Below are 23,940 nucleotides of genomic sequence, written 5' to 3'. Positions count from 1 at the left end.
CAGGGTGACGGCTGGTTTTATGTTGGGCAAGGCGCTTGGTGTTATTGTTATCTTTAACTGCTAGCTTATGGCTGACGGCTTACAGCTTTGCTTAATACCCCTTGGTGCTGCGCTAATTGCGCCTGTGCGGTGGTTTTATCTAACCCAGACAGCTGCATTAATATTGCCAGTTTTACGTTGTTATCTGCCGCCGCCAAAGCTTCGGCTGCTTGGGTTTCGTTTGTCTCGGTGGCCTGCATTACAATGCGTTGCGCGCGGGCTTGCAGCTTTAAGTTGCTGGCATTTAAGTCCACCATTAGGTTTTGATAGACCTTACCAATGCGGATCATGCTGGCGGTACTTAGCATATTGAGCACCAGCTTTTGCGCGGTGCCAGACTTCAACCGTGTAGAGCCGGTAATCACTTCTGGGCCCACTTGTGGCTCAATGGCAATGTCTGCCGCCATGCCGATGGCCGAGCCACTGTTGCAAGCCAGCGCTACCGTGGTTGCGCCGACACTTCGAGCATAGTGCAGGCCGCCCAGCACGTAGGGGGTGCGGCCACTGGCGGCAATGCCGACCACTACATCTTTGTCTGTGAGTGCCAGCTGTCGTAAGTCGTCTGCGCCTAATTGTGTATTATCTTCGGCCCCTTCTTGAGCCCGAAACATCGCCTCTGGCCCACCAGCAATTAAGGCGACCACCATGTCTGCTGGCACACTAAACGTGGGCGGACATTCAGAGGCGTCCAACACGCCCAACCGCCCACTGGTACCCGCACCCATATAAATAAGTCGCCCCCCTTGCTGAAATGCCACCACTATTTTATCAACCGCAGTGGCAATGGCGGGCAGCACACGGGCAATCGCTTCTGGCACCTGCTTATCTTGGTTATTAATGGTGGTCAGCATGTCGAGTGTAGACTGGCGGTCGATATGCAGGGTGTCGGGATTACGCCCTTCGGAGGCAAGTTTGGCCAAGTCGTTCAGTAAGCTTGAGGTGGGCATTTAATGCTCCTTAAAAGGGCGTGAAGAATGAAGCGTAAAGAGGACGAGATAACACTAAACCTCAAGCCTAAAGATGTTCTCGCCACGGAATCCACGGAAGAACACGGAAAAATTAAGCTGAGATAATAGCGAAAAGTGCCAAGAGATCTTATTGGTAAGAGCTAAAACAGAGCTTTAAGCCACCAGCTGTAAACGATCAGTTCAGACAAACACCGATCTCTGTAGGGTCCAATTCATTGGACCAAGAACTAAGGCACAATTCAAAAGGGGTATAATGCTCTTGCCTAAAGCATGAAACCTTACAAAACAGCATAGATAGATCTTACTAATATAATATCTTTTCAGATCTGATCCCTATTTTTCCGTGGGTTCTGCGACTCTCGCAACAAAGAAGCGTGGCGAAATAGGTTTTATGTTTGTTCATGTTTTTCAGTGGCCCTCAGCTTATAGCGTACGGCTTAGCGCTCTCCTAAGGGGATTCAACCCGGTAAATGAATGGCGCCTAAAATAGCGGGGCGACTGGCGCCGGTGACGGCGGGGAGGTTGCCTGGCAGGCCATGCCATGTTTGATGGGCCAGCCACGCGAAGGCCATGGCTTCCATGGCGTCCATGTCTACCCCTGCACTGTTGGTGGTGTCTACACGCCAATTGGGTAGCAGGGCACTTAAACGACGCATTAATAACGGATTATGACCGCCACCGCCACATACCAGTAGCTCGCCGGCGGGCCACTTAGCAACCTCGTTGGCAATGGCACAGGCACTAAATTCGGCCAAGGTAGCCTGTACATCTGCTGCCGATATAGCGGCGGGTAGGCGGGCGACTAACCAAGCCTCGTCAAACAGCTCGCGACCGGTACTTTTAGGGGCGGGCAATGCCAGCCAAGGCTCGGTCAGCAAGTTGGCCAACAGGGCTGAGTTAACCTGACCTTGCAGACCAAAAGCGGCGTCTTTATCAAAAGCTTGACCACGGTGCTGCTTGCACCACAGGTCCATTAGCATATTGCCGGGGCCTACGTCGTAACCAAGTGCCGCTTGTCCGGGGGCCAGCACCGTAATGTTGGCGATGCCGCCAATATTGACCACAATGCGCATATGTTTAGTGTTGCCTAACACCTGTTGATGAAAGGCCGGCACCAGAGGCGCCCCTTGGCCACCTAAGGCCATGTCTTTACGGCGAAAATCGTTAATCGCCACTATGCCAGTTTGCGCGGCCAGTCGATTTGCATCACCCAGCTGCAGTGAAAACGGCAGCTGGCCGAGGGGTTGGTGCCACACGGTTTGACCATGGCAGCCAATAGCGCGCACCTGTGTGGCTGAGATGCCAGACTCTGCCAATAGTTGTAGCACTATATCGGCATAGGCTTGGCCCAGTTCGGTATCTAGCTCGCCCCATTGCTTGGCGGTAATGGCGTGGCCTGCGGCTAAATTTAGCAGCCGCTGGCGCAGATTTTCGGCAAACGGGCGGCTAGTGCTGGCTTTGAGTTCAGCTTGTTGGCCGTTGGTGGCGACCAACACGGCATCTATGCCATCTAGGCTGGTGCCCGACATAATGCCAATAAATAATTCCATATTTGAACCTTGCACTACCAGTCACTCGGCAAAGGTTGGATGGAGTGCTCTGGCATGCTAATGGCCTCATTCTTCGGTGGCTCAGGCTTAGGAGCGGGCACCGTTACTGGCATGGGCTTAGGTGGCGCTGGGGGAGTACTACAGGCGGTTAAGGTGAGAACTAAACCTAATAAAGAGAACAAATAACATGAAGTACGACGCATGAGGTATGGCTCCATAAATAAGAAGGCGGCAACACAAGCCCTTTGGGCAGCTGTAAACCACCGATAACACCAAAGCCCAGACCTTGTCGAAAGTCAGAGTCTTGGTATTCAGCTTAGTGTTGTTTTTAACTGACGGCTTACGGCTTACCGCTGTTTTTTTCGTATTGTTCGAAGAAAGATAAGGTCGCCTCTAGTGCAGGCTGACGCAAGTTATCGCGCTCAATAAATAGCTCGTGCGACGCTTTGTTAATGACCTTAGGTTGCCCGCCATTACAATGAGCCAAGGCCTGACAAAAGACATTTTGTGCGCTGTTATCCACCACCACATCGTTACCTGCCTGCAATACCAACAGCGGAATAGTGATGCGCCCAGCCTGCGCTATCGCCTTATCACCTGCTAATAAAGCCTGTTTTAACCAGTGAATACTCACGCCGCCCAGCTGTACTTGAGGCTGCTGCTGATATAAATCCCGAAACAGTTGATAGCGACCTTCGCTGTGAGTAAGCACGTTATCTTTAAACAGCACGTTTTCATAATCGGCTTGGCCCGGAGCGTAACAAGCAGTATGACCTAGCCAGCGGCAGCCGTTATCAAATAAAGAGAGTAGGCCACTAACCAGCCAGCGAGGCAGCGGCTTGTGGTAAATGCCCATCATGGGGGATGACAGCGCGGCGGCTTGTAGTCGCACATGCGTTTGGCTAAGCCACAGCGCCGAAATAGTGCCGCCCATAGAGTGAGACAGTAAATAGAGGCTATCTACATGGTCTTGCAATACCACTTGCTGCACAAATTGCTCTAAATCTTGCACGTAGTCGTCAAAGTCGGCCACATAACCTATTTGGGTATCTTGTAGTAGCCGAGGTGCCAGCCCTTGGCCGCGGTGATCATAAAGGTACACGTTATAGCCGTTATTGAATAAATCTCGCGCCAGTTCTTGATATTTCAGGTAGGTTTCGGTGCGACCATTCACCAATATAATGGCTTTTTGATGCTGGCTGTTAATGAGCTTAGCGTAGGGGAGGGCTAAGCCGTCGAAGCCATTAAATATGCCTTGTTCTGCTTGTTGCTGCCAATAGGCATCAAGCCCAGATAGCCCTAGGTCGCTAAGTTCAGATTCAGTCGTCAGGGAGGGGGAGGCAGTGGCAACATTCATCAGCAGGCACATTCCGATCAGTAACAGGCGGGCAAGCATATAAGGCTCCGAACGGTTTACTCTTCAATTATATAGTAGCCAGTGCCGAGCTAAATTGATGAGATGTACTCGGCAAGCGTTGAGCACCGGGGAATGCCCAACGCATAATGGCATTTATTTACGCAGGCGATACACCTTGAGCACGTTAGGCGTAACGCGAATTTTGCGCATAATATTAGCCAGATGAACACGGCTCTTAGTGGTGATCAGCAGTTCGACTAAATAGACTCGACCGTCTTTTTCTTCGGTGGCAATGTTGTGAATATTCGCGCCAGTGGCGGAAATGACATTAGCTAGGCCCGCTAGTGCACCTTGATGGTTGATAATTTCGATGCCAATTTCGGTTTTAAAATCAAAATCAAAATCTTGATCCATATCCCACTGTACCGGCAAATATTTATCCTGCTCTTTGCCGTAGCCACGAATGTTTTTACAGGACTCTAAATGCACGACTAAGCCGCGCCCTGGGCTAATGTGCGCCATTATCGGATCCCCAGGAATGGGGCGACAGCAGTTAGCAAAATTAAGCAGCATGTCGTCGGCACCCCGAATCGGCATCTTCTTCAGTGCTTTACTGCGTTCGACAGGCACTTCGTCTGCTTCGCTTAACAGACGACGCGCTATCACCATACTCATGGCATTACCTAGACCGATATCGGCTAGCAAACTATTAACGGAGCTGTGCTTGGTATCTTTTAATACCTGCTCGACGCGCTCTACCGAAATATCTTCTAGGTTTTTAGCACCCAAGGCATGATTTAACAGCCGCTTACCCAGTAACACCGATTCTTCGGTACGCAAGTTTTTCAGAAATTGACGAATATTGGTGCGCGCGCGCGAGGTAACCACAAAATTAAGCCAAGCGGCGTTAGGGCGCGCGCTGGGGGCGGTAATAATTTCTATGGTTTGGCCTGAATGTAGCTGTTGGCTGAGCGGGTAAGGCTGGCGATCGACGCGAGCTCCCACGCAGGCATGGCCAATGTCGGTATGTACTGCATAGGCAAAATCGACCGGTGTGGCGCCCGATGGCAGCTCTAAAATGCGCCCCTCAGGAGTAAACACATATATCTCGTCTGGGAAGAGGTCAGTTTTAACCCCTTCAATAAACTCAAACGATGAACCGGCACTTTGTTGTAGCTCAACTAAGCTTTGCATCCAACGCTCGGCGCGAACCTGAGCGGTGGTGTTGGACTTTTCTGAGTCTTGTTTATACGCCCAGTGTGCTGCCACCCCTTTATCGGCCATTTGATCCATGTATTCGGTACGGATCTGCACTTCTACCGGCACGCCATGAGGCCCCACCAGTGAAGTATGTAGCGACTGATAACCGTTGGTTTTAGGAATGGCAATATAGTCTTTAAAGCGCCCCGGCCGCGGCTTATACAAGGTATGCATTTGGCCTAGCACGCGATAACAGGTATCAATGTCTTTTACGATGACGCGAAAGGCATAAATATCCATTACTTCGTGAAATTGCAGTTCTTTTTTCACCATCTTGTTATAGATGGAGAACATGTTTTTTTCACGACCCGCAACCGACGCGTCTATATGTACGTCGTCTAAGCGGCCGCTAATTTGTTCGAGTATCGACTGAATAATTTCGTGTCGATTGCCGCGCGCACGGCGAACCGACGCACGCAACACACGAGTGCGCATGGGATACAGGGCTTCTAGGCCTAGCTCTTCCAGCTCATTTTTTATGGTGTGAATGCCAAGACGATTGGCAATAGGGGCATGAATTTCGAGGGTTTCTCGGGCAATACGACGGCGTTTATCGGGTCGTAACGCGCCAAGAGTGCGCATGTTATGAGTACGGTCGGCTAATTTAATTAAGATGACCCGAATATCTTGGGTCATGGCCAGTACCATTTTTCGGAAGTTTTCGGTTTGCGCTTCCTTATGGTCCCGGAACTTAATTTTCTCGAGTTTAGATACCCCTTCTACCAACTCTGCAACGGCGTCGCCAAACTGCTTGGCCAGCACCTTTTTGGTAACAGGAGTATCTTCTATTACGTCGTGTAACAACGCGGCCATTAAGGTTTCATGATCGAGATGCATCTCTCCCAAAATACGCGCCACCGCCACCGGATGGGTGATATAGGGCTCGCCACTAGAGCGAGTTTGTCCCTGATGCGCGTCTCTGGCGACCAAATAAGCGGCCTGAAGTTGCTCTACCTGCTCGGGGGGCAGATAGCTATTGGCAAGTTCTTTAAGAGATTCAAATAGATACAATCAATACCTCGATAAACGATGTCTTTAATACGCAACTCAGAGGTTAAGCCCGTTTAGCGCTAAACGGGCTTATTGGTACAACCTTACAGGCGGCCTTCAGAAATAGCGGCCACGGCTGCCATTTCGGCGGCATCCATTTCTTGCTGCTCTTGGCGATCTTGAACATCCATCATTGCATGGTTAACTAAACCTTGTTCAATTTCGCGCAGTGCAACAACAGTCGGCTTGTCATTTTCAAGCGGAACCAAGGCATCTTTGCCCTGAGTCGCCAGTTGGCGAGCGCGACGGGAAGCAACCAAAACTAAATCAAAACGGTTGCCAACCTGTTCAACAGCATCTTCAACAGTAACGCGTGCCATAATGGACTCCAGTGATTAAAAAAGGTGCAAAATTCTAAAGGATCTTAACTTATTCCGCCAGTAGGCCAGAAAGTAAGTTTTGGTAACGTATCGCTTGTTTGTCAGTATTGGCCCGCTCGGCCTCTATAATGGCACTTAGGCGATTTAATGCTTGGTCAAAATCATCATTAACCAGCAAATAATCGTATTCATCGTAATGGGACATCTCAGAAACCGCTTTATCCATTCGGCCCTTAATAACGGCGGCGCTGTCTTGTTGGCGTGCATTAAGGCGACGCTCTAGCTCTATACGGCTAGGGGGCAGAATAAATATCGATTTAGCGCTAGGAGATTGTTCGCGAATTTGACGGGCACCTTGCCAGTCGATATCCAGCAAAATATCGATGCCTTTCGCTAGCTGCTCGTCAATCCATTCGCGCGAGGTGCCGTAGTAGTTGTCGAACACTTCGGCCCACTCATAAAAGGCACCACGCTTAATCAGCGCTTTAAACTCGGGCTGATCAATAAAGTGGTAGTGAATGCCATCCTCTTCACCTGGCCGTTCGGCGCGGGTGGTATGAGAAACAGAAACCTGTAGCTTGCCGTCGGCGCTGGGACGCTCTAGCAGTGCTCGGATCAGGCTGGATTTACCTGCGCCGCTAGGAGAAGAAATTATAAATAAGGTACCGCAGTGCGCCATAGTGTTTTTGCCGTTTGGGATTATCTGCCAGCGCCGAGCATTTAGCTGGAACCAAGGGCGACCAAGTTTACCAGAAGATCGGGAATAAAAAAATGGCCGTTGTAAATACAACGACCAATCAAAAGTAACTATAGCTTGCTGCGGAAGTGCCCTCCACGCAAATTTCATTATGATCAGGTCGTGGCTTCGGCTCTATCAGTTTTTTCCTGATAAATAACTCGGTAAAACCGAGGTGTTGCTCGAGCAAATCTCTCTGACCGGAGCACGTGGTATTTTAGCTTTCCGGTGGGCTTTTTCGGATCACATCAACCTTGTGCTGCTTCGTGATCCACTTGCCCTTATGTTAAGTCGTAGAGTTAAAGCCCCGTTTATTTTAATATTTCCACCCTGCAGACGGCTCTCTGGCTGACTACAGCGATGGCATCACCTTCACTAAAAGGAGCTTCTTCGTGCCGGCTAACAATAACGACCAGGCCTTTCTGGATATTCTAAACCTACTGACTGTGGATCAGCTCAAGCCCCGTTTTAAATCCTGCCTGGCCGCAGGCACGGCACCGACCCGCAAGGCGGATCTGGTAAGTGCCATCAAGGCCTGGCTGTCCGGAGGTGGGCTGGCATTGGTTTGGCAGTCGCTTTCGCCGTTAGAGCAGCAGGCGGTACGCACCAGCCTTTACCGCAGCGATGGTTGGTTTGACGAGCGCCGCTTTACGGCCGAATTTGGCGTGTTGCCAGCGTGGTTTACTGAGTGTTATCACTATTACCACACCCCGGCCGAGCAGTATAAATTGGGCTGGTTTTTCTATCCGCCGGGACGTTACCAAGATGGCCAGCGCATTCCGGATTGGCTGCAGGATCGGCTTAAATTATTGGTCTCGGCTCCCGATATAGCAGAATTGTCACCCGTTGAACTGCCAACCCCGCTGCCCGAGCATATGGTGATAGTGGAACGAGATAAGGCGGCGACCAGAGAGCTGCGGTTGATGCTGGCATTGCTGCAAGAGGGAGAGCTTAAAGTCAGCGACAAAACAGCTCTGCCAAGCAAGGCGTTGCTGCAAAAGGTCTCGACCCGACTGGAGGAATATTACTCAGGTGTTTCCGACGAAGATGCGCCGGGTGTGGGACACATCAAGGCCTTTGGCTGGGTTATGCTGTTACAGGCTTCTCGTTGGGTACAGCGAAAATCCGGTCGCTTGATACTGACTTCCGAGGGGCTTAGGCAACTGTCGGCGCCATTGCATCAGACTTTAAGGACGGTATGGCAGGACTGGCTCGATAACGTCTCGCAGGACGAGTTTGCTCGCATCGAGATAGTTAAAGGTCAAACTGGCAAGGGGGCACAATATTTGACCTCGGTGCCGGATCGCCGATATGCGATTGAAGCGGCGCTAACCGAGAGCCCAGCAGGCGGCTGGGTGTCTTATCCGGATTTTTCCCGTTTTATGCTGACCGCAGGCCATGAATTTGAGGTAACCGAGGATGTGAGTGCCCTTTATATGTTCGACCGCCATTATGGTACGCTTCATAATGCCAACTGGGAGATGTTGCAAGGGCGATATCTGCGCTGCGTGTTGCTGGAATACGCAGCCACCCTAGGGTTGATTGATGTGGTGTTGGCACCGCCCCAGCAGCCGGAGCCTGACTATGACAATATATGGTGCGGCGAGGATGTCGAATGTCTCAGCCGCTACGATGGCCTGCTTTATATACGGCTAAATGCGCTAGGAGCCTATTGTTTGGGTCTGACCAAAAGCTATGAAGACTCGTCGGTCAGTCAGCAAACGCCCTTGACCCTGTATAAGAATGGGCGGCTTGGCTTCAGTCAGCCGCCGAGTGAAGCCGAGCTATTGCTGATTGAAGGCTATGCGGACGGCCTGGACTACCATAACTGGCGGCTGTCGCAAGAAAAAATGCTGACCTTGCTGGAAAATGGCGGCAGCCTAGCGCCATTGCGCGATTTTATTGCCAAGCGAGACTCTCAGCCTTTTCTACCGCAAGACGCCGAACGGCTGTTGGCCAACTGTGAGTCTAATGCCGGAGCTGTGACGCCGGCAGGAACTGTGCTGCTATTGCACTGCCGGGACGAACAGACGGCGGCGGCGATTGGCGCTCATCCGTTGACCGCCAGTTTATGTCAGTCGGCGGGCGATAACCGTCTGTTGATCGAGCCAAGCCGAGAGCCAGACTTCCGCCAAGCTCTGCATCAAGCCGGTTATGGTCTGGCTGTGCGGTAGTTGACTAAAGCGTCGTAAAGAGTGAGAGGTGAGCTCCGTGGTAGATTCGCCTCTCATCTTTAATAGCCAAGTGAATATCTGCAACGGAAGAACGCGGAAGGCACGGAAAAATTTAGCTGAGATAAGATCAACAAAGAGAGTTAATGGTTAGAGCTCTTCTAGTTCAAGTTTGGGTGGTTGGCTCTTACCATAAAAGTGTTTTTCAGATTTGAGCACTATTGTTCCGTGTTCTTCAGTGGATTCGGTTGCAAGAATAGGTGCTGGTGTGATTTTTAATCGGCTCAATTAGCTCAGCAGTGCCAATAAGCTGTCTGAGTCTGCGGGTAGACCTGCGCTGCCGGCGTCGCTAAACAGGGCATCGGCGAGGGCCTGCTTTTGTTGCTGCATCTGCTGAATGCGCTCTTCTACCGTATCGGCGGCCACTAGCTTATATACGAACACCGGCTTGTCTTGCCCGATACGATGGGCGCGGTCGGTAGCCTGGTTTTCCACCGCCGGATTCCACCAAGGGTCGACGTGAATGACCACGTCCGCTGCCGTTAGATTCAAGCCGCTGCCGCCGGCCTTAAGGCTGATTAAAAATACCCGTACTTCGCCTTGCTGAAAGCGGTCGATGGCCTCTTGGCGCTTGCGGGTTTTTCCGGTGAGTTTGCTGTAAGCAATATTTTGTTGCTTGAGATCAGCTTCGATCAGGCCCAATACCTCGGTAAACTGAGAGAACACCAGCAGATGACGGCCTTCTTCGATCATCCGAGGAATGGCGTCCGCCAGCCAGTCTAGCTTGGCATGCTCCTTGATATTGGCGGCTTTTTCTAGCTTAACCAGTCGCGGATCGATACAGGCTTGACGCAACTTAAGCAGGGCATCGAGAAACTCGATATGACTGCGTGCCATACCTTTTTGCGCCACCAGAGTGCGCAGTCGTTTTTCCATGCTGACCCGAATGCTTTCGTACAGGGCACGTTGTTTGCCTTGTAACTCTACATATTGCGTGATTTCGGTTTTTTTCGGTAACTCTGTTGCCACTTCGGCCTTGGTCCGGCGCAGCATAAAAGGGGCCAACCGCTGGCCCAGCTCTTGCTGACGCTGCCGATTACCGTCGTTTTCGATGGGCTGGCGATAACTGTGGTTGAAGCGGCTGCGGCCACCAAGCAGACCGGGCAACACGAAATCCATTAGCGACCAGAGCTCACCTAAGTGATTTTCCAGTGGTGTACCACTCAGGCACAGATGCAAACCGCCCTTGAGCTCGCGTACCTGTTGGGCGACTTTGGTCGTGGGGTTCTTGATGGCCTGAGCTTCGTCTAATACCAGCACGCTAAAATGGTGCTGTGCGTAGTGCTCGTGGTCTCGTAGCAATAATGGGTAGGTGGTGATCACCAGGTCATGGTCGTTAATCTGTTCGAAGGCGGCATGCCGCTGGGGGCCGTGAATGACTAACACTTTGAGGTCGGGTGTAAAACGCGCGGCTTCATGCTGCCAGTTACCGACTAGGCTGGTGGGTGCCAAGATCATGGCCGGTTGCTGTAGTTGGTTAGTTTCTTTGAGATGCTGGAGCAGCGCCAGCGCTTGCAAGGTTTTGCCCAAGCCCATGTCGTCGGCAAGAATGCCACCGAAGCCATAACGATGCAGAAAGACCAGCCAGTCTAACCCCTGCTGTTGATAGGGGCGCAACTCGGCGCGCAGTCCGGCAGGCACCGGCACTGGTTGCAGGCCGGTGAAGTCTTGCAGCTGCGCCATCATGGCCCGGGTGAGTGGTGCTTGGCGATCATCTAGTTCTAGGTGCTGAAATTGGGCTGCCTGAAAGGCGGGCAGAGTCACGGCTTGGCCGAGCAATTTCTGGTCGAACAGCTCCATCAGTAAGTCGCGAATGGCCCATAACGGCTGGGTATCCACCCGTAGCCAATCGTCGCCGATCGGCAGCAGCAGCTCGGCCGGCATGTCTGCTTGCAGCCAGGCGCCGATTACTTCCATGGTGTCGAGCTTGATGTCGCCCAGCTGTAGCCCGAGCGAGAAGTCGAACCAGCTGTTGTGCTGGTCTTGCAGTTCGATGTCGAAGCGGGCGTCATGGATCTCGAATTGGTAATCTGGTGCCTCACTAATACGCCAACCTTTGCGCTCTAATTCTGGCAGCTCTTGTTTTGTGAACTGCTGCCATTGTTGCATGGACTGCGCAGGATCATGGGTGTCGGCTGTCCAAAAATGGCTGGGGTCAATATCCTCGAGTACGGTGCTTGGCCAAAACTCCAATTTATGCAGTTGTAATGCGTAGCCGTACTCGGCTGGTGCATTACGTTCTATCTGGTAGGTGTGGCCATTATGCTCTTGTAATAAAGAGAGTGGGCGCGGTGGAACGTTAGGAAGAAGCGAGCCGTTGCAAGGCACGGCTATGGGCCCATAATCGAAATGTAGTCGCATACCAAATAGAGAATGGCCGTTTGTTCCTTGCTCTATGGCTAGCGTTAGATGCGGTATGGGGGTGGTTTCTCTGAACAGCTCCGGCTCTTGGGCTAGCGGCAGCTGCTTAGGCGTAAACACCTGACGCAGATGGGCGGCAGTGACCGCCATCTGTTCATTTGGCACTGGCGGCATAGTATATAGGTGGGCAAGCTGAGAGCCAGCTAGGGGAGTTGCTATCTCACCGATGGTGGCGTTATCTCTGTCTAGGTAGTAGGGGGGAGTGACCGCAATCGGCTCCCAGTGAGTTAGCCCCTCTAGCTTAGACGTCAGGCGCTGTGCGGTGCCTGATGCTTGCCACTCCCAGTGTAATGTGTGCCGTTGGCCCGCTTGTAGTGTTCGGTCGTCTGCTAATATTAGGCGTTGGCTGAGCAACAACTGATCTAATATTTGTGCGCCTACCGGGCCGGTTAATGGCAACTCGTGGACGGACTGCAGTCCTGGTAATTGCATTTGCTGCATTATGCTGCTGTCTTGCGGTAAATAAAAATCCGGTAAATTCCACGTCGCATAATAAGGAGCGGCATAGGGTTTACGTTGGCTCCATTCGCTATTTTTTTTCAGATAAGCCTTGTACAGCACCAGTCGATGCTGGCCCTGATGTGACTCCAACTGATACAGCATATAGTGCCGACCAGGCTCTAATACCGTTTCTGGCTGATGGTGCTCAACTTCGGTAGAGAGCTGAGTTAGCCATTGGCTTAGGCTGCAATTGGCCTGATCTTGAGATACTTCTTTATCCGCTGGTCGAGCCCTAAGCCACTGCAATGCCGTCGCCACGCCATGCTTGCAGTTGTATCCCACCGGGCAGCTACAGTCCGAGATCAGCGACTGGCCTTCCCAAAACAGGAACACTTCATAAGGATGAGGCTCGTTACCCTGTACCTCGGCAATAATTTGCTTATGCACTTCGTCCAGCTTGGTATACATCACCTTGTGCTGGTGAAAATAGATCTGGCCCCGTTTGAAAGCTGCGGGGCTGGTCATCTGCTGGATATCGTCGAGGGTGAAGTGCATGGGTCGTTGCTCTTGTTTAAAATAAGGTGTTCGGAATTAGGGCAGGAGTTACTTTAATCGCATAGAGGGCGGCAGGCAAACAGCACTCTGCCGCGGTGATGTACATAAATGCTAAGCAGTCCGGCATAATTTATGTGAATTCAGGGGCTAGCTTATCTTTATCGTCACCCTCGCGAAGGCGGGGGTCCAGTGTCTTTTCAGGCAGCTCTCTGGCTGACATCTCTGCGCCACAAGCCCTGGATTCCCGTCCCCGCCTACGCGAGGATGACGTTCCTTCGGGAATGGCGGCAGAACCACACATGTTATGGTCGATTACTTATTAATAGCGAACCGCTATTGGGCGGCAGTTTCCGATAATAATTCTGCAAACTCGCTCGCTTTACCTGCAAACCTTACCAATCCCCTCATATGAACCGCGCCACACCTGAGTTTGAGAGCAATAGTGGTAAGAAATGACGAAACTCTACTGTGGTACTGCGTAACTTAGAAAATGCCCTATCCCTAGGCACAATGCGGTCTCAGCTGATTCCGGGGGTAGTGCATATTTAGATTGTGCGGCTAACATGACGCGATCTGCTATTAAAATGAGGGGATTACTAAGGCTAAATGCTGTGAAAAACTGGCGTAAGGTAGCGACTAAGCTTGGCATCAGTCGTAGTGAACAGCTGATGAAATAAGCCGCTTTTAATATATAAGCAATTCGATACGCACAGCGTACCGAATTGAACTAAGCCGGATGTAAGCTGATTTTCTTAGCTTTAATCGAATGTAAAGCAGCTTTAAGTGGGACTATATTACCATCTTGCGGTCATTAATAGGATTACAGTCCTAGTTTGTTCAAGGCAAACTAGCCAGTGCGGCTTGCAGTAATGAGAAGGGCACTCTTTCTTGTTCTAGACGCAGGTTGGGTTGCCAGTGATGTTGCTTAAGCTGTTGATAAAGCACTTGCTCAGGCTCGTTTAGGCGCGGCAATTGCACCGCCGCATGGGGCTTGGTTTCGGTTCCCCATAATGGGCGACAGTGCAGTAGGGTGTCGCTGTCCATCAGCAGTGATTGTGCCTGAGGAAAGTAGCTGCGTAATTGCGAGAGCATGGCGAAGCCATGGCTGTCGATATCTCCCCAATAATGCAGGCGACAACTGGCCAGCCAAGGCACCTTTTGTAGCATTTGCACGCCATAGCCTAAGCCGTAGATCACTAAGGCGTTGCGTACGGCCGGAAAGGCTAGGCCGTTCACTTTGTTTTCGGTAATAAATACCCGGTCGAGTAGCAGATCCAGTTTGCTAAAGGTGCTTAGCGGAATACTCAGCTCGTTGAGTCCGCCCAACTCGGCGGCAAGCGCGGGATCAAGTAGGCGAAAACTCACAGTAGGCTGTTCGTAATTAAGGCCGTAGCGTTTCTCGAAACCGTGCTCTCTTAGGCCATTAAAATATTCATCAATCGCCGTTGCGGGCAGTAGTTGGTCGAGCAGCGTTTTAAGGATTGGCTTGTGGGCTTCAATAAATTTGCTGTCGACACCACTGATATCAAGCTGGCGGATATACAGCCCCGGCCGAGGCTGGTTTACTAGATAACGACACACCGCCAGTAATTGCGGCCAGCAACCGACATATTTACCTATGGTAGCGGCGGCTTGCGGTAACCAAGGCCTAAGTTCGGGGAAACTATCGCTAATCAGCGTGCAGTCGGCAACAAAATGTCGCCAAGCTTGTAGTTGACCCAAAAAACGCGCCAATGCTTCCATATTGGCAAATTCTATGGCCACTGGTAAGCGCTGGCGACCCATGGTTGAGAATTGAAACTCTTGTTCAATGAGTGTCACCTCTTTTACCTTTGCTAGATCATTGCGCAGTTGCAGCAGTTGGCGTTGATATAAGGCAAAGTCATGCAACAGTTGCTTGTCACTTAGGCGGGGGAGCTTGGTCTGGTAGGGAAAGCTGAGCGTCTCCTTCAGCCAAGCGTGGTGCCAGCCTAAGCGCTGCCACTGTTTAGTTAGCTTGTTGCGAATGGCCTTAACATCCAACATAGAACTAGTTTATCTCCCGGATCATCTGGTTATAGGGCTGTAATTGCGGTGGTTGCTGCTGGTGATGGTGATCTAGGCGTTGGCGGTATTCGGCTATGGTCATATTGAGCACGATAGAGCGATTTTGCTGCTGATCGACAAAGTGCACATGCTGCACATAATGCTCGATGATATCGAGCTTTTGTAATGGCGTGACCAGCAACAATTGCAGGCCCAGTTTTTTAAATAACTCTAGGCCAAAACGGGTGCTGTCTTTCGACCCACGGGCGAAGGCTTCGTCGATCACCACCAGGTTAAAGCGGCGGCGCTGCTGCTGACCTTCTTGGCCAACTAGCCGGTATTGCAGCAAGATGGCGGCGGCCAGAATAGAGTAGGCGAGCTTTTCTTTTTGGCCGCCTGATTTACCACCGGAATCTGAGTAGCATTCTTTTTCGCTATTATCTTCACGATAGCGCTCAATCACGTTAAATAGCTGCCAATAACGCACATCTACCACTTTTTTGGTCCACTTTGGCTCATTGCGCATTTGTTCAATCAGGCTTTTAACCTGTTCAAACTTTTGCTCCGAATACAGGTTGTCGTCGGTGGCATATTCCACGCATTGCTTTAGTCGTTGCTTAAATTCACGGATCTCTATATCTGGTGACGCGACACCATCCACTTCGATATAGGTGCCATCTTGATAATCCAGCGCGTGTAGCGACTGGTTGATTAAGCGAATACGTGCGGCTATGTCTTCTTCTTGACGGTCGAGTTGGCTGCGAAATAACGCCATGGCGCGAATGGTGTCTTGATTGAGCATCTCTTTAAAGCGCTTCTCGTGGCGCGGTAAATCTTCTTGCTGCAACTGGCTCAATAAGGCCTGATATTCCGCTAACGCCGCTAAACTTTGGTCTAACTCGGTGACATCGTTAGGGAAGGCGTGGCCAAATTGCCCCATGGCCTTGATCATCTGGCTTTCTTTGCGACCGCGCTTTTCTTCTAGATGCTGAATTTTATCGTTTAACTTGCCGCGTAATAAGCTGCCTTGGGTGGCGAGCATCTCTATGCGCAAATTATCGTGGGCGCAGTGTTGGCGAAATAAAGCACTAAGGCTGGAAAAATACAACTCTTTAGTGGCCTGGGGTAAGGCCTGTAACTGGACCTCACTTGTTGCTAGTTCTTGACTGAAATGTTCGATTTCATTGTGTAGTTTACCTTGTTCGGTGAGCCGTTGATCTCGTTGCTCTTGTAGTTGGCTGCGGCTTGCTTTGGCCGCTTGCAAGGTATGTTGTAGCGCTTGCAGCTGATCTGAAGATTGTTCGAGTTGCTGATATTCTTGTTTTAACTGCTCAATTTGTGCCGTCAATTGCGGCCAGTTGAGCTGTTCAAAGTCGAGATCAAACTCTGCCAGATTCAAGGCTTGGCGGCGAACTTCATCCAGCTGTTCGCGTTGTTGTTGATGCTGTGTCAGTTGCACGTGTAGCGAGGTGATCGCTTGTTGCAGTTGCTGATGCTGGGCGGTTAACAGCTGTATTTTTTGTTTATTGCTCCAGCCCAGCACATAACGACTTTGGTCGTTAATAGCGTAGCGGTCGTCTTTTTCATGCCGAGAAGGGCCAGATTTTATCTGCCCTTGGGCGGTGAGGCTTTTGTTGCTACGGCGAAAATCGTCTAAATTAGCACAGCAGTGATAATTAAAGCGCTGTGCCAGTTCTTTATCTAACCAAGCATAGAGCGGGCTATCGGGTTTGATCTCCACCTTATCGGGCAACTGGCCTAGCTCGGGTTTAATGGGTAGATAATCGGTGAGTGGCTTCACTTTGTGATAAACCAAGCGCGAACCCAGTTTGGTTTGCTCAATAAAATTGCTGACCGAAACATATAAGTGTTCGGGCACCAGCAGGCTAAGCGCAAAATTATGCAGCACCCGTTCGATAGCGCCTTGCCAAGCCTGTTCGTGGGGTTTGATCTGCAATAACTCGCCGACGAAGGGCAGCTCGGTTTCCGGCACATTTAATGCGGCGCTGAGTTGCTCACGGATCTTGAGCTGGCGTAGGGGAATATTAGACTGGCGTTTTTTTAGCGCGATTAGCTCATCGTTAATGGCACCTTGTTGAGACTGCTGTTGGCTTAAGTCGTGCTTTAGGGTGTCTCTTTGTTGTTCTTGCTGCTCTTGTTGCTGACTAATGTGCTCAACATGCTCTTTGGCTTGGGCTAAGTTGCTAACAAAGGTGTCGGTTGTTAGCTGCTCATTCAAGCCTAAGGCGCGCACCAGCTGTTGATAACGATGGGCGTTGCCTTGGCGTTGATCTCGCTCTTTGCCGAGGCGTTGTATATCGGTGGTTAATTGCTGTAAACGACCGCCACCTTGGCTATAAATGTCTTCGTTCAGCTGCTCAATTTGCAAGAAGTGCTGGTTTAGCTGTTCGGTGAGCTGTTGTAAGTTGAGATTGGCTTTATCTTGGTCTTGGCGTTTTTGCTGTAGCCGTTTCTGATACAAGGGCACGGCGAGGCTGGCCATAAACACCTCGCTGAGATCGCGACTTTGATTGAAATGATCTTTTTCTTGTGCGGCACCAAGTGCGTCATTGCCCAACTGGCTTACGGGTTCCAGCAGGGCCACTTTTTGTCGTGCCGCCACCACTGCATCATGTACGCGTTTAAGGGCATCGTAATTGCTCTCTAGCTCAACAATTTGTTTTTCTATCTCGGGGGCGGTCAGCATATTTAGCCGCACAAAGTCAGTTACCGAGCCTACCGATTTCATGGAGATCGTTTGGTTGAACAGCTCCAGAGCACGCCCATCGCTGCCTAAACCTAATAGCTTGCTAAAACACTGCTGGTAGGGCGCAAAGCTATCGAAAATCTCGATGCCTGCCTGTTTGCGTAGGCTTTTGCGAAGATCGGTAATTTTGCTGCCAAAATTAGCGAACTGGCTGGCTAAATCCAGCGTAGTAGGGGCGACCACAAACAGTCGGCAAACTTTACGCTCGCCGGGTTTTAGCCAAAATACTTGGGCTAAGGTTACGTCTTGCGTCAATGCCGAGGAATGAAATTGCGCCAGTAACACGCTGTAATGATCCGCTCCGCGTAAGCCCACGGCTTTGGCTTTGCCATAGTCATCTTGCTGGGAGGTGTAATAACCGTGAAAGTAAGATTCAAGTGAGCGTTCTTTATCATCGGCCCCTGCCGCCTTATTAAAGGCGACCTTGCGCGGCGGCACCAGCAGGGTAGTGAGTCCATCGACCAGTGTAGACTTGCCACTACCAATGTTGCCGGTTAGTAGGCTGTTATTGCCGGCGAGGTTAAGCTGCCAAATTTTCTGATCGAAGGTGCCCCAATTCAGCACTTCAAATTGCTGCAATCGAAAGCCATTTAATGCGCCGATATTAGCATCAACATCAACATCAACATCAACATCAGTATCAGTGCTGGCATGAGTCATTTGGGTGTCAGTCATCTTTTTGCTCCTGCTGTGGCGTTAGCAATTGGCTAAATTCGGCAATTTGTTCGGCATTAACAAAGGCCTTGATGATGCGCTGAACTTCGAAGTCGTCGGGGTGGTTGGTGATGCTGCTGAGAAACCCCATTTCGATGACTTTTTTGATCAAAGCATCGTATTCACGCTGTTGTTTTAGCTCGTTGCTCACCTCTGGGCTATAAGGCTGTAACCATTGATATATTTCTTGGCGGCTAACGATAAGGCGTGGCGCACTTTCTTCATCGTCGTGCTCGGCTAATCGCTTGCGCAGCGCAACCAACAACAGGGTTTGTGCCAAGGTTAGGCTGCGTCTGGAGATGAGGCGTGGTAATTCGGCATCGTCATTCTCAAACTGCAGTTGTGCCATAAAGGCATAGCCTTCGGCTTCATCCAGCGTTAGCCCTAGGCCAAGGTGTTGAAAGTAATCTCGAATAGACTGTTGATCACGCAGCAGTTGTTCCCACAAATCCCGATGACGAGCGCGATATACCGGACCTTTAAGCAGTTTTATCAACAATGTTGACTGGTCGCGCTGCGCTTGTTCTGAAAAAGCATGGCTAGTTAAAGTGTCTGACATATCAGCGACTCCGAATAAAGGTGATGGCGGGTATTTGAATGGTGCGAGTGAGTTCAGGCTCGGGCTGCCAGCTAATGGTTTGTTCTTGTGCGTCGTCAACATGAGCCGGCAATACTTGCTCGCAGGCGAGCTTAATATAGGTCAGCAGCTCATCTAGGCCATAGCGCAGCGGATAGCGTTCGATCACTTGTGCCAAGGTGGTTTGACCGTCGTTATCGAGTAAGCATTGGCTAATTTGTCGTTGTAGCTGTAGCTCATCGATGTGACTGATGGCGAGCAACGGAGTGAGGTCGACCTGATCGGTGGCGTCGCCTAGCTCTGGCTGCGAGTTAAGGTGCTCGCTGCCTTTATCTTGATAAAGCTGGCGGCTAAAAATAGCATTAATGGCTGCTTGGGTGCCCGGCAGCGTGGTCAGCTCGGCTTTAAGCGCAAGTGGTTGTTCGGCATTATATTGGTGGGAAAGGGCTTCAAATTCGTGAATAAGCTCGATAATGCGGCGATTATCTTGAGATTGTTCCTGAATATAACGGCGCAGCTGGTCGGTAATTTGCTGACGAGTGCCATGGACTTTGGCGCCGGCTTCCAGCAAGTAGCTGTAAAGATGGCTCAGCAGCGAGTCTTGCTGCACCAATATTCGACCTTGCTCTTGGTTGAGTAACTGTTGCAAGTTATGGCGCATGCTGTCGCGTAGCTGTGGTGTCATTAGTAACTCAAAAAACGCGCTAAACGATTGTCCTTCGTCGGAGTCATCAATCACATCTTGATGGCTAAAGATATGATCTAACACCTCTCCTTTATGGCCACCGCGCAAGCTAATGGTTTTGCGGGTTTCTTTGTCGAGGCTGCGAAAGTTGGCCTCTACTTGGCGAAAATCCCCCAGCAATTGTCGTGACATATTGGCGAGCAAGAACAATCGTTCACGTATTTGTGTGTCGGAGAAGCCGCTGTCTTGGCCCAGTTCGACGGCGATGATTTCTTGTTCTATTTCGGCCTTGCGCGCTTGCAGGGTACGCAGCTTGGCTTCGCTATCTTCACTGGTGCCTTGCACCAGTTCGCCGATGAGTTCGAGCAGCATCTTTAGTCGTGATTCTGTACCCACAAACTGTCGACCCTGTATTTCCTCTAACCAGCGCAGTACTTTTTCGACTTCTGGCAACAAGTCGCACTCTGGCTCATCGGCCTGCTGCGGTAGGTATTTGCGTAAATAGCCGCCTTTGGCATTAATCCAATCATCAATATAGGCCCGTGCCGACTTGGGATATCTTTCTTCGCCGTAGCTGTCGGTAATATTAAATAGGTGCTGCTCTAGCATCGACACTAATTCTAAATAAGGAATGCTGCGTCTGTTAGTAGCAATAAAAGCATGATGAAAAAAACTGGCCAACAAGGCGAAGTGCTGAGAGCGCAACAATCGCAAAGCTAGACTGTGCTCTTTAAACTGCTCAAGCTGGTCGTAATTTAGGGCGGTGTTCATAAGCTGGCTCCGGGCAACAAGGCCTTATTAGTGATGGCATTCAGCTGCTGATGATCCGCGAGTGCCAGCGGATATTGAGCCGGGTTGAGTTGGTAATCGGCTGAGCAGTCGACTAGCCACTGTTGCATCACATAGCCGAGTAAGGCTTCGCGCACCGCTAGCGTGAGCCGGGCCGTACCTTTTTCTATCTCCATGCCATAGTCGAGTTCGATAGCCTGTGGGTGTGGCAATTTAGGGTGTGCCATTAAGGTGAGCGGCAAAATATGGTGCCAACTTGTGTCTTGTGCTTGTTGCTCACCTACAATTATCGGTAGCGTGAGCGGCTGGATGCGGGTAAATCGCGTTAGCACGAAGTCTCGAAAGCTCTGGCTGCGTCGGTCAAAGGCGCGCACATGCCAACGACGGCCATTATTCACTAGGGTGTGAGGCACTAACTCGCGGCTTTGCTGGCCAGAAGACAAAGAGACATAGTCACAGCTAATGGCTTGGCGTTGGCTAATGGCTAATAGCAGTGGCGCTAAGATGTTGTCGGCAGGCATAATTGTGGGCACCGCGTCCAAGCAGATACCGCTGAGGTTCGGGCCCATAGTGAGCCCCTGCCAAGCATACTTGTTCAGTTTGTCGAGTATCAGTTGGGGATCATGTTCGAACAATGGAGTGAAAGTGGCAGTGCGGTAATACAGCTTGGTGTCGTGGCGTAGCGTCAGGTTGTTGGGGGCCAATTCTCGATAAAGGGCTAAGTCACGAGTGCCCGATGCCAGTCCGGTTTGAAAGGTTTGTAACAAGTCGGTACGCGCCACTTGGCCGAAATAATGCAAACAGCAGTCGATAAAGCGCAGTCGCTCACGCTGGGCATGAGGGTAAGCAGTAAGATCGAGTGTCTGGGACATAAGAGCTTGAGTCATAGAAGCTTGAGACATAGCAGTCAGCCAATAACGAAGATTGACTGAATCATAATGATTCGATCGCCATGATGCAATCATTATGATTAGTTGTTGATGATCCAGCTCAAGCCCTAAGGCGAGATCCTGAGCTGCGTCAGGAAGACGACTGAAATATATGCCAATAACAAAACATAATATTATGCGCATTGCGCCGACTCTTGCAGGAGGCGCTTCTAACTTCTAGCGATGCGTTATTTAGGCATAAGGATCACTGCCTACAAATCTCATTGCAGGCGCTGATCAGTTGCTCGGCGAGCATTTTGCTGTGGGTCGAGAGTTTGTCTTGGGCGTGTAGGGTTAGCTCTAGGTCTGGCACCGGTGGCAGGCCATCTTGTTCGGTTAAAATCCGGTGCTCGGGTGTGACTAGGCGTCTTGGTAATAAAGAAATGCCAAAGCCGGCCTCAACTGCACAACACACGCCAGAGAGGCTGGTGCTTACATAGGCGAGTCGCCAGCTGCGCCCTAGACGGTCGAAGGTGTGGGCCATTTCGCTGCGATATAGGCCGCCAATGGGAAAGGTGACCAAAGGCACCGGCTGATTGTTAAGGTTGTTGCTGTGCAGGCTATCAATCCAGCATAAAGGCTCGGGCCAGCTGGCTAACCCGGGTGCGCTGCCTTGGCGTTGTTTAACTAAGGCTAAGTCCATGTCGCCCCGTTGAAATTCGCGCCAAATATCGCTGCATAAGCCACTTTTTACTTCTAGCCGAATGCCGGGGTATTCATTAGAAAATGCGGCAAGCGTCGGCATAATGGCATGGGTGGCAAAGTCTTCAGGTACGCCTAAACGGATTTTTTGTTGCTCGGCGCTAACGCTGGTTTGGGCCACGGCTTCGTTCATCATCTGCAAAATGCGCCGCGCATAGTTTAATACTCGCTCGCCTTCTAGGGTGGGCGTGATGTAGCGGCCCTTGCGATGCAGTAACTCGCAGCCAAATTGGGCTTCTAACTTACGAACCTGTTGGCTCACAGTAGACTGGGTAAGATGTGTGCTGTCGGCGGCACGGGTAAAGCTGCCGGTATCCGCCACCGCAATAAAGCTGCGTAGTAAGATCGGATCCAGCGTAACGTTTAAGTTCATGTGATCCTCGAAGGGCTGCTAAGGGTAAAGTGTAAAGAGGACGAGATAACACCGAGACTGCAAAAATGACACCACATCCGAAGGAAAAATAGGTTATGCCTGCGGCATAATGCGAGAACAAGTGTTCGCCTACCAGACATCACTCTTTTTGCCGAGGTGCTTCCCTATATCGTCCGTGCTTCTCGTAGCAAAGAGTCGTTGCAGATATAGGTTTGGTGTGAGTATTTTGATCTTATGTCTTCCTCTTCACTCTTTACCGATAACTCTTCACGCACTAGCCAGTCAGTGGCAATGCCACTAGTTGCCATTAAATTATTTAATTTATAAATCAAACGGCTTTGCTCTACAATAGTTGGGTTCACAATTTATATCGCTATGCCGTTCGGCGTGGCTTTTGTTGGCTTAAAGCCGACCTTCTCGTATTAAAGGACAGAAATCATGGCCCGTAATACCTATTATGCTCCTAAAGGTGGTTTGCCGCCTCAGACTCAGCTGATCCACGATCGTGCTGTGTTTACCGAAGCTTATGTCGTTATCCCTAAGGGTGTAATGAGCGACATCGTTACTAGCTTCCTGCCTTTCTGGGATGAAACTCGTCTGTGGGTTATCGCACGTCCGTTAAGCGGCTTCGCTGAAACCTTCTCACACTACATCATGGAAGTTTCTCCTAACGGTGGTAGTGATAAGCCTGAACTGGACAAGGGCGCCGAAGGCGTATTGTTCGTAGTTGAAGGCGAAATGACCCTGACTCTGGAAGGCAAAGAGCACCAGATGGACTTAGGCGGTTACGCTTTCCTGCCAGCCGGTTCTAACTGGAGTGTACGCAACAACAGCGACGCGCCAGTACGTTTCCATTGGGTACGTAAAGCATACCAATTTGTTGATGGTATCGATGCACCTGAAGCCTTCGTAACTAACGAGAATGACATTGCGCCTACAGCAATGCCAAACACTAACGATGCATGGGCAACCACTCGCTTCACAGATCCAACGGATCTGCGTCACGACATGCACGTAAACATCGTTACGTTCCAGCCAGGCGGCGTTATTCCATTCGACGAAACTCACGTTATGGAACACGGCCTGTATGTATTAGAAGGTAAAGCAGTTTACCACTTGAACCAAGATTGGGTTGAAGTTGAAGCCGGCGACTACATGTGGTTGCGCGCCTTCTGCCCACAAGCTTGCTACGCAAGTGGCCCAACTCGCTTCCGTTACTTGCTGTACAAAGACGTTAACCGCCACATGCTGTTAAACGCGTCACCTGCTTATCGCGGCCGATAAGCCACAAGTAAGCAGCAGCACTTAAAACAGTAAGTGATGATAAAAGGGCTGCCCACGGGCTAACACCATTCAGTTAAGCGTGTTTAGAGCGAATGGTGTACCGAGTTTTTGATATCCGAACGGTCCTACTCTTGGGCCGTTTTCTTTTTTCAGGCAAAATATAGCGC

At 50.7% G+C, this 23,940-nt stretch carries 16 protein-coding genes; 3 read left to right on the top strand and 13 right to left on the bottom strand.

The features are described 5' to 3' along the window. Positions 1-65 precede the first annotated feature (65 nt). Positions 66-986 (bottom strand): N-acetylmuramic acid 6-phosphate etherase, encoded by a 921-nt coding sequence (murQ, locus tag ACFQ1C_RS04780; protein WP_379557395.1) that lies wholly within the window; start codon positions 984-986, stop codon positions 66-68. Positions 987-1,465: 479 nt separating this feature from the next. Continuing rightward, positions 1,466-2,557, bottom strand: coding sequence for an anhydro-N-acetylmuramic acid kinase (locus ACFQ1C_RS04775; protein WP_379557394.1), 1,092 nt, complete (start codon positions 2,555-2,557; stop codon positions 1,466-1,468). A 54-nt stretch (positions 2,558-2,611) separates the two neighbouring features. On the opposite strand from ACFQ1C_RS04775, the gene ACFQ1C_RS04770 reads away from it, so the two are divergent. Then, the gene (locus tag ACFQ1C_RS04770) at positions 2,612-2,743 is read left to right on the top strand and encodes a hypothetical protein (protein ID WP_379557393.1); all 132 of its coding nucleotides are present in this window, start codon (positions 2,612-2,614) and stop codon (positions 2,741-2,743) included. A 154-nt stretch (positions 2,744-2,897) separates the two neighbouring features. On the opposite strand, the gene ACFQ1C_RS04765 is transcribed toward ACFQ1C_RS04770, so the two are convergent. The 4 genes from ACFQ1C_RS04765 to gmk all read right to left on the bottom strand — a co-directional run bounded on the left by ACFQ1C_RS04765 (position 2,898) and on the right by gmk (position 7,223). Then, positions 2,898-3,953: an alpha/beta fold hydrolase gene (locus tag ACFQ1C_RS04765; protein ID WP_379557392.1), complete on the bottom strand. Its 1,056-nt coding sequence runs from the start codon at positions 3,951-3,953 to the stop codon at positions 2,898-2,900. A 114-nt stretch (positions 3,954-4,067) separates the two neighbouring features. After that, positions 4,068-6,185 carry a bifunctional GTP diphosphokinase/guanosine-3',5'-bis pyrophosphate 3'-pyrophosphohydrolase gene (spoT, locus tag ACFQ1C_RS04760; RefSeq protein WP_379557391.1) on the bottom strand — a complete coding sequence of 706 codons (2,118 nt, stop codon included), beginning with the start codon at positions 6,183-6,185 and terminating at the stop codon, positions 4,068-4,070. Between the two features lie 83 nt (positions 6,186-6,268). After that, complete coding sequence (rpoZ, locus tag ACFQ1C_RS04755) at positions 6,269-6,544, bottom strand: DNA-directed RNA polymerase subunit omega (protein WP_379557390.1); 276 nt, start codon at positions 6,542-6,544, stop codon at positions 6,269-6,271. A gap of 49 nt (positions 6,545-6,593) precedes the next feature. Beyond that, positions 6,594-7,223, bottom strand: a complete 630-nt coding sequence (gene gmk, locus ACFQ1C_RS04750; protein ID WP_379557389.1) for a guanylate kinase — start codon at positions 7,221-7,223, stop codon at positions 6,594-6,596. 449 nt (positions 7,224-7,672) lie between these two features. Here gmk and ACFQ1C_RS04745 point away from each other — a divergent pair, with 449 nt between their 5' ends. Continuing rightward, a complete protein-coding gene (locus ACFQ1C_RS04745; RefSeq protein ID WP_379557388.1) occupies positions 7,673-9,454 on the top strand; it encodes a hypothetical protein in 1,782 nt (593 codons plus the stop codon). 285 nt (positions 9,455-9,739) lie between these two features. Here the strand turns inward: ACFQ1C_RS04745 and ACFQ1C_RS04740 are convergent, their stop codons facing one another. From ACFQ1C_RS04740 to ACFQ1C_RS04710, 7 genes are all read right to left on the bottom strand, one after another. Further along, positions 9,740-12,928 carry a DEAD/DEAH box helicase gene (locus tag ACFQ1C_RS04740; protein ID WP_379557387.1) on the bottom strand — a complete coding sequence of 1,063 codons (3,189 nt, stop codon included), beginning with the start codon at positions 12,926-12,928 and terminating at the stop codon, positions 9,740-9,742. An 837-nt stretch (positions 12,929-13,765) separates the two neighbouring features. After that, positions 13,766-14,953, bottom strand: coding sequence for a Wadjet anti-phage system protein JetD domain-containing protein (locus ACFQ1C_RS04735; protein WP_379557386.1), 1,188 nt, complete (start codon positions 14,951-14,953; stop codon positions 13,766-13,768). Between the two features lie 4 nt (positions 14,954-14,957). Beyond that, the gene (locus ACFQ1C_RS04730) at positions 14,958-18,395 is read right to left on the bottom strand and encodes an ATP-binding protein (RefSeq protein ID WP_379557385.1); all 3,438 of its coding nucleotides are present in this window, start codon (positions 18,393-18,395) and stop codon (positions 14,958-14,960) included. Beyond that, positions 18,388-18,993, bottom strand: a complete 606-nt coding sequence (locus ACFQ1C_RS04725) for a DUF4194 domain-containing protein (RefSeq protein ID WP_379557384.1) — start codon at positions 18,991-18,993, stop codon at positions 18,388-18,390. Before ACFQ1C_RS04725 ends, ACFQ1C_RS04730 begins: the two co-directional genes overlap by 8 nt. A 1-nt stretch (position 18,994) precedes the next feature. Then, a complete protein-coding gene (locus ACFQ1C_RS04720; protein WP_379557383.1) occupies positions 18,995-20,467 on the bottom strand; it encodes a DUF3375 domain-containing protein in 1,473 nt (490 codons plus the stop codon). Beyond that, entirely contained in the window at positions 20,464-21,357 is an 894-nt protein-coding gene (locus ACFQ1C_RS04715; RefSeq protein ID WP_379557382.1) for a WYL domain-containing protein, read from the bottom strand. The genes ACFQ1C_RS04720 and ACFQ1C_RS04715 overlap by 4 nt, the downstream gene beginning before the upstream one ends. 262 nt (positions 21,358-21,619) lie before the next feature. Beyond that, positions 21,620-22,489 (bottom strand): LysR substrate-binding domain-containing protein, encoded by an 870-nt coding sequence (locus tag ACFQ1C_RS04710; RefSeq protein ID WP_379557381.1) that lies wholly within the window; start codon positions 22,487-22,489, stop codon positions 21,620-21,622. Positions 22,490-22,927: 438 nt separating this feature from the next. On the opposite strand from ACFQ1C_RS04710, the gene ACFQ1C_RS04705 reads away from it, so the two are divergent. Beyond that, on the top strand, positions 22,928-23,773 hold the full coding sequence (locus tag ACFQ1C_RS04705) for a bifunctional allantoicase/(S)-ureidoglycine aminohydrolase (protein WP_379557380.1): 846 nt from the start codon (positions 22,928-22,930) through the stop codon (positions 23,771-23,773). The last annotated feature ends 167 nt before the right edge of the window (positions 23,774-23,940 follow it).

It is taken from the genome of Oceanisphaera ostreae, assembly GCF_042676125.1.
GTDB classification, from domain to species: Bacteria; Pseudomonadota; Gammaproteobacteria; order Enterobacterales; family Aeromonadaceae; genus Oceanimonas; species Oceanimonas ostreae.
Note: the sequence above shows the minus strand (reverse complement) of the source record. Positions and strands in the feature narration are given on the sequence as shown.

Coding starts and splice junctions, on each gene's coding strand:
- murQ (WP_379557395.1), bottom strand. CDS start 986: ATGCCCACCTCAAGCTTACTGAACGACTTGGCCAAACTTGCCTCCGAA.
- ACFQ1C_RS04775 (WP_379557394.1), bottom strand. CDS start 2,557: ATGGAATTATTTATTGGCATTATGTCGGGCACCAGCCTAGATGGCATA.
- ACFQ1C_RS04770 (WP_379557393.1), top strand. CDS start 2,612: ATGCTAATGGCCTCATTCTTCGGTGGCTCAGGCTTAGGAGCGGGCACC.
- ACFQ1C_RS04765 (WP_379557392.1), bottom strand. CDS start 3,953: ATGCTTGCCCGCCTGTTACTGATCGGAATGTGCCTGCTGATGAATGTT.
- rpoZ (WP_379557390.1), bottom strand. CDS start 6,544: ATGGCACGCGTTACTGTTGAAGATGCTGTTGAACAGGTTGGCAACCGT.
- gmk (WP_379557389.1), bottom strand. CDS start 7,223: ATGGCGCACTGCGGTACCTTATTTATAATTTCTTCTCCTAGCGGCGCA.
- ACFQ1C_RS04740 (WP_379557387.1), bottom strand. CDS start 12,928: ATGCACTTCACCCTCGACGATATCCAGCAGATGACCAGCCCCGCAGCT.
- ACFQ1C_RS04735 (WP_379557386.1), bottom strand. CDS start 14,953: ATGTTGGATGTTAAGGCCATTCGCAACAAGCTAACTAAACAGTGGCAG.
- ACFQ1C_RS04730 (WP_379557385.1), bottom strand. CDS start 18,395: ATGACTGACACCCAAATGACTCATGCCAGCACTGATACTGATGTTGAT.
- ACFQ1C_RS04725 (WP_379557384.1), bottom strand. CDS start 18,993: ATGTCAGACACTTTAACTAGCCATGCTTTTTCAGAACAAGCGCAGCGC.
- ACFQ1C_RS04720 (WP_379557383.1), bottom strand. CDS start 20,467: ATGAACACCGCCCTAAATTACGACCAGCTTGAGCAGTTTAAAGAGCAC.
- ACFQ1C_RS04715 (WP_379557382.1), bottom strand. CDS start 21,357: ATGTCCCAGACACTCGATCTTACTGCTTACCCTCATGCCCAGCGTGAG.
- ACFQ1C_RS04710 (WP_379557381.1), bottom strand. CDS start 22,489: ATGAACTTAAACGTTACGCTGGATCCGATCTTACTACGCAGCTTTATT.
- ACFQ1C_RS04705 (WP_379557380.1), top strand. CDS start 22,928: ATGGCCCGTAATACCTATTATGCTCCTAAAGGTGGTTTGCCGCCTCAG.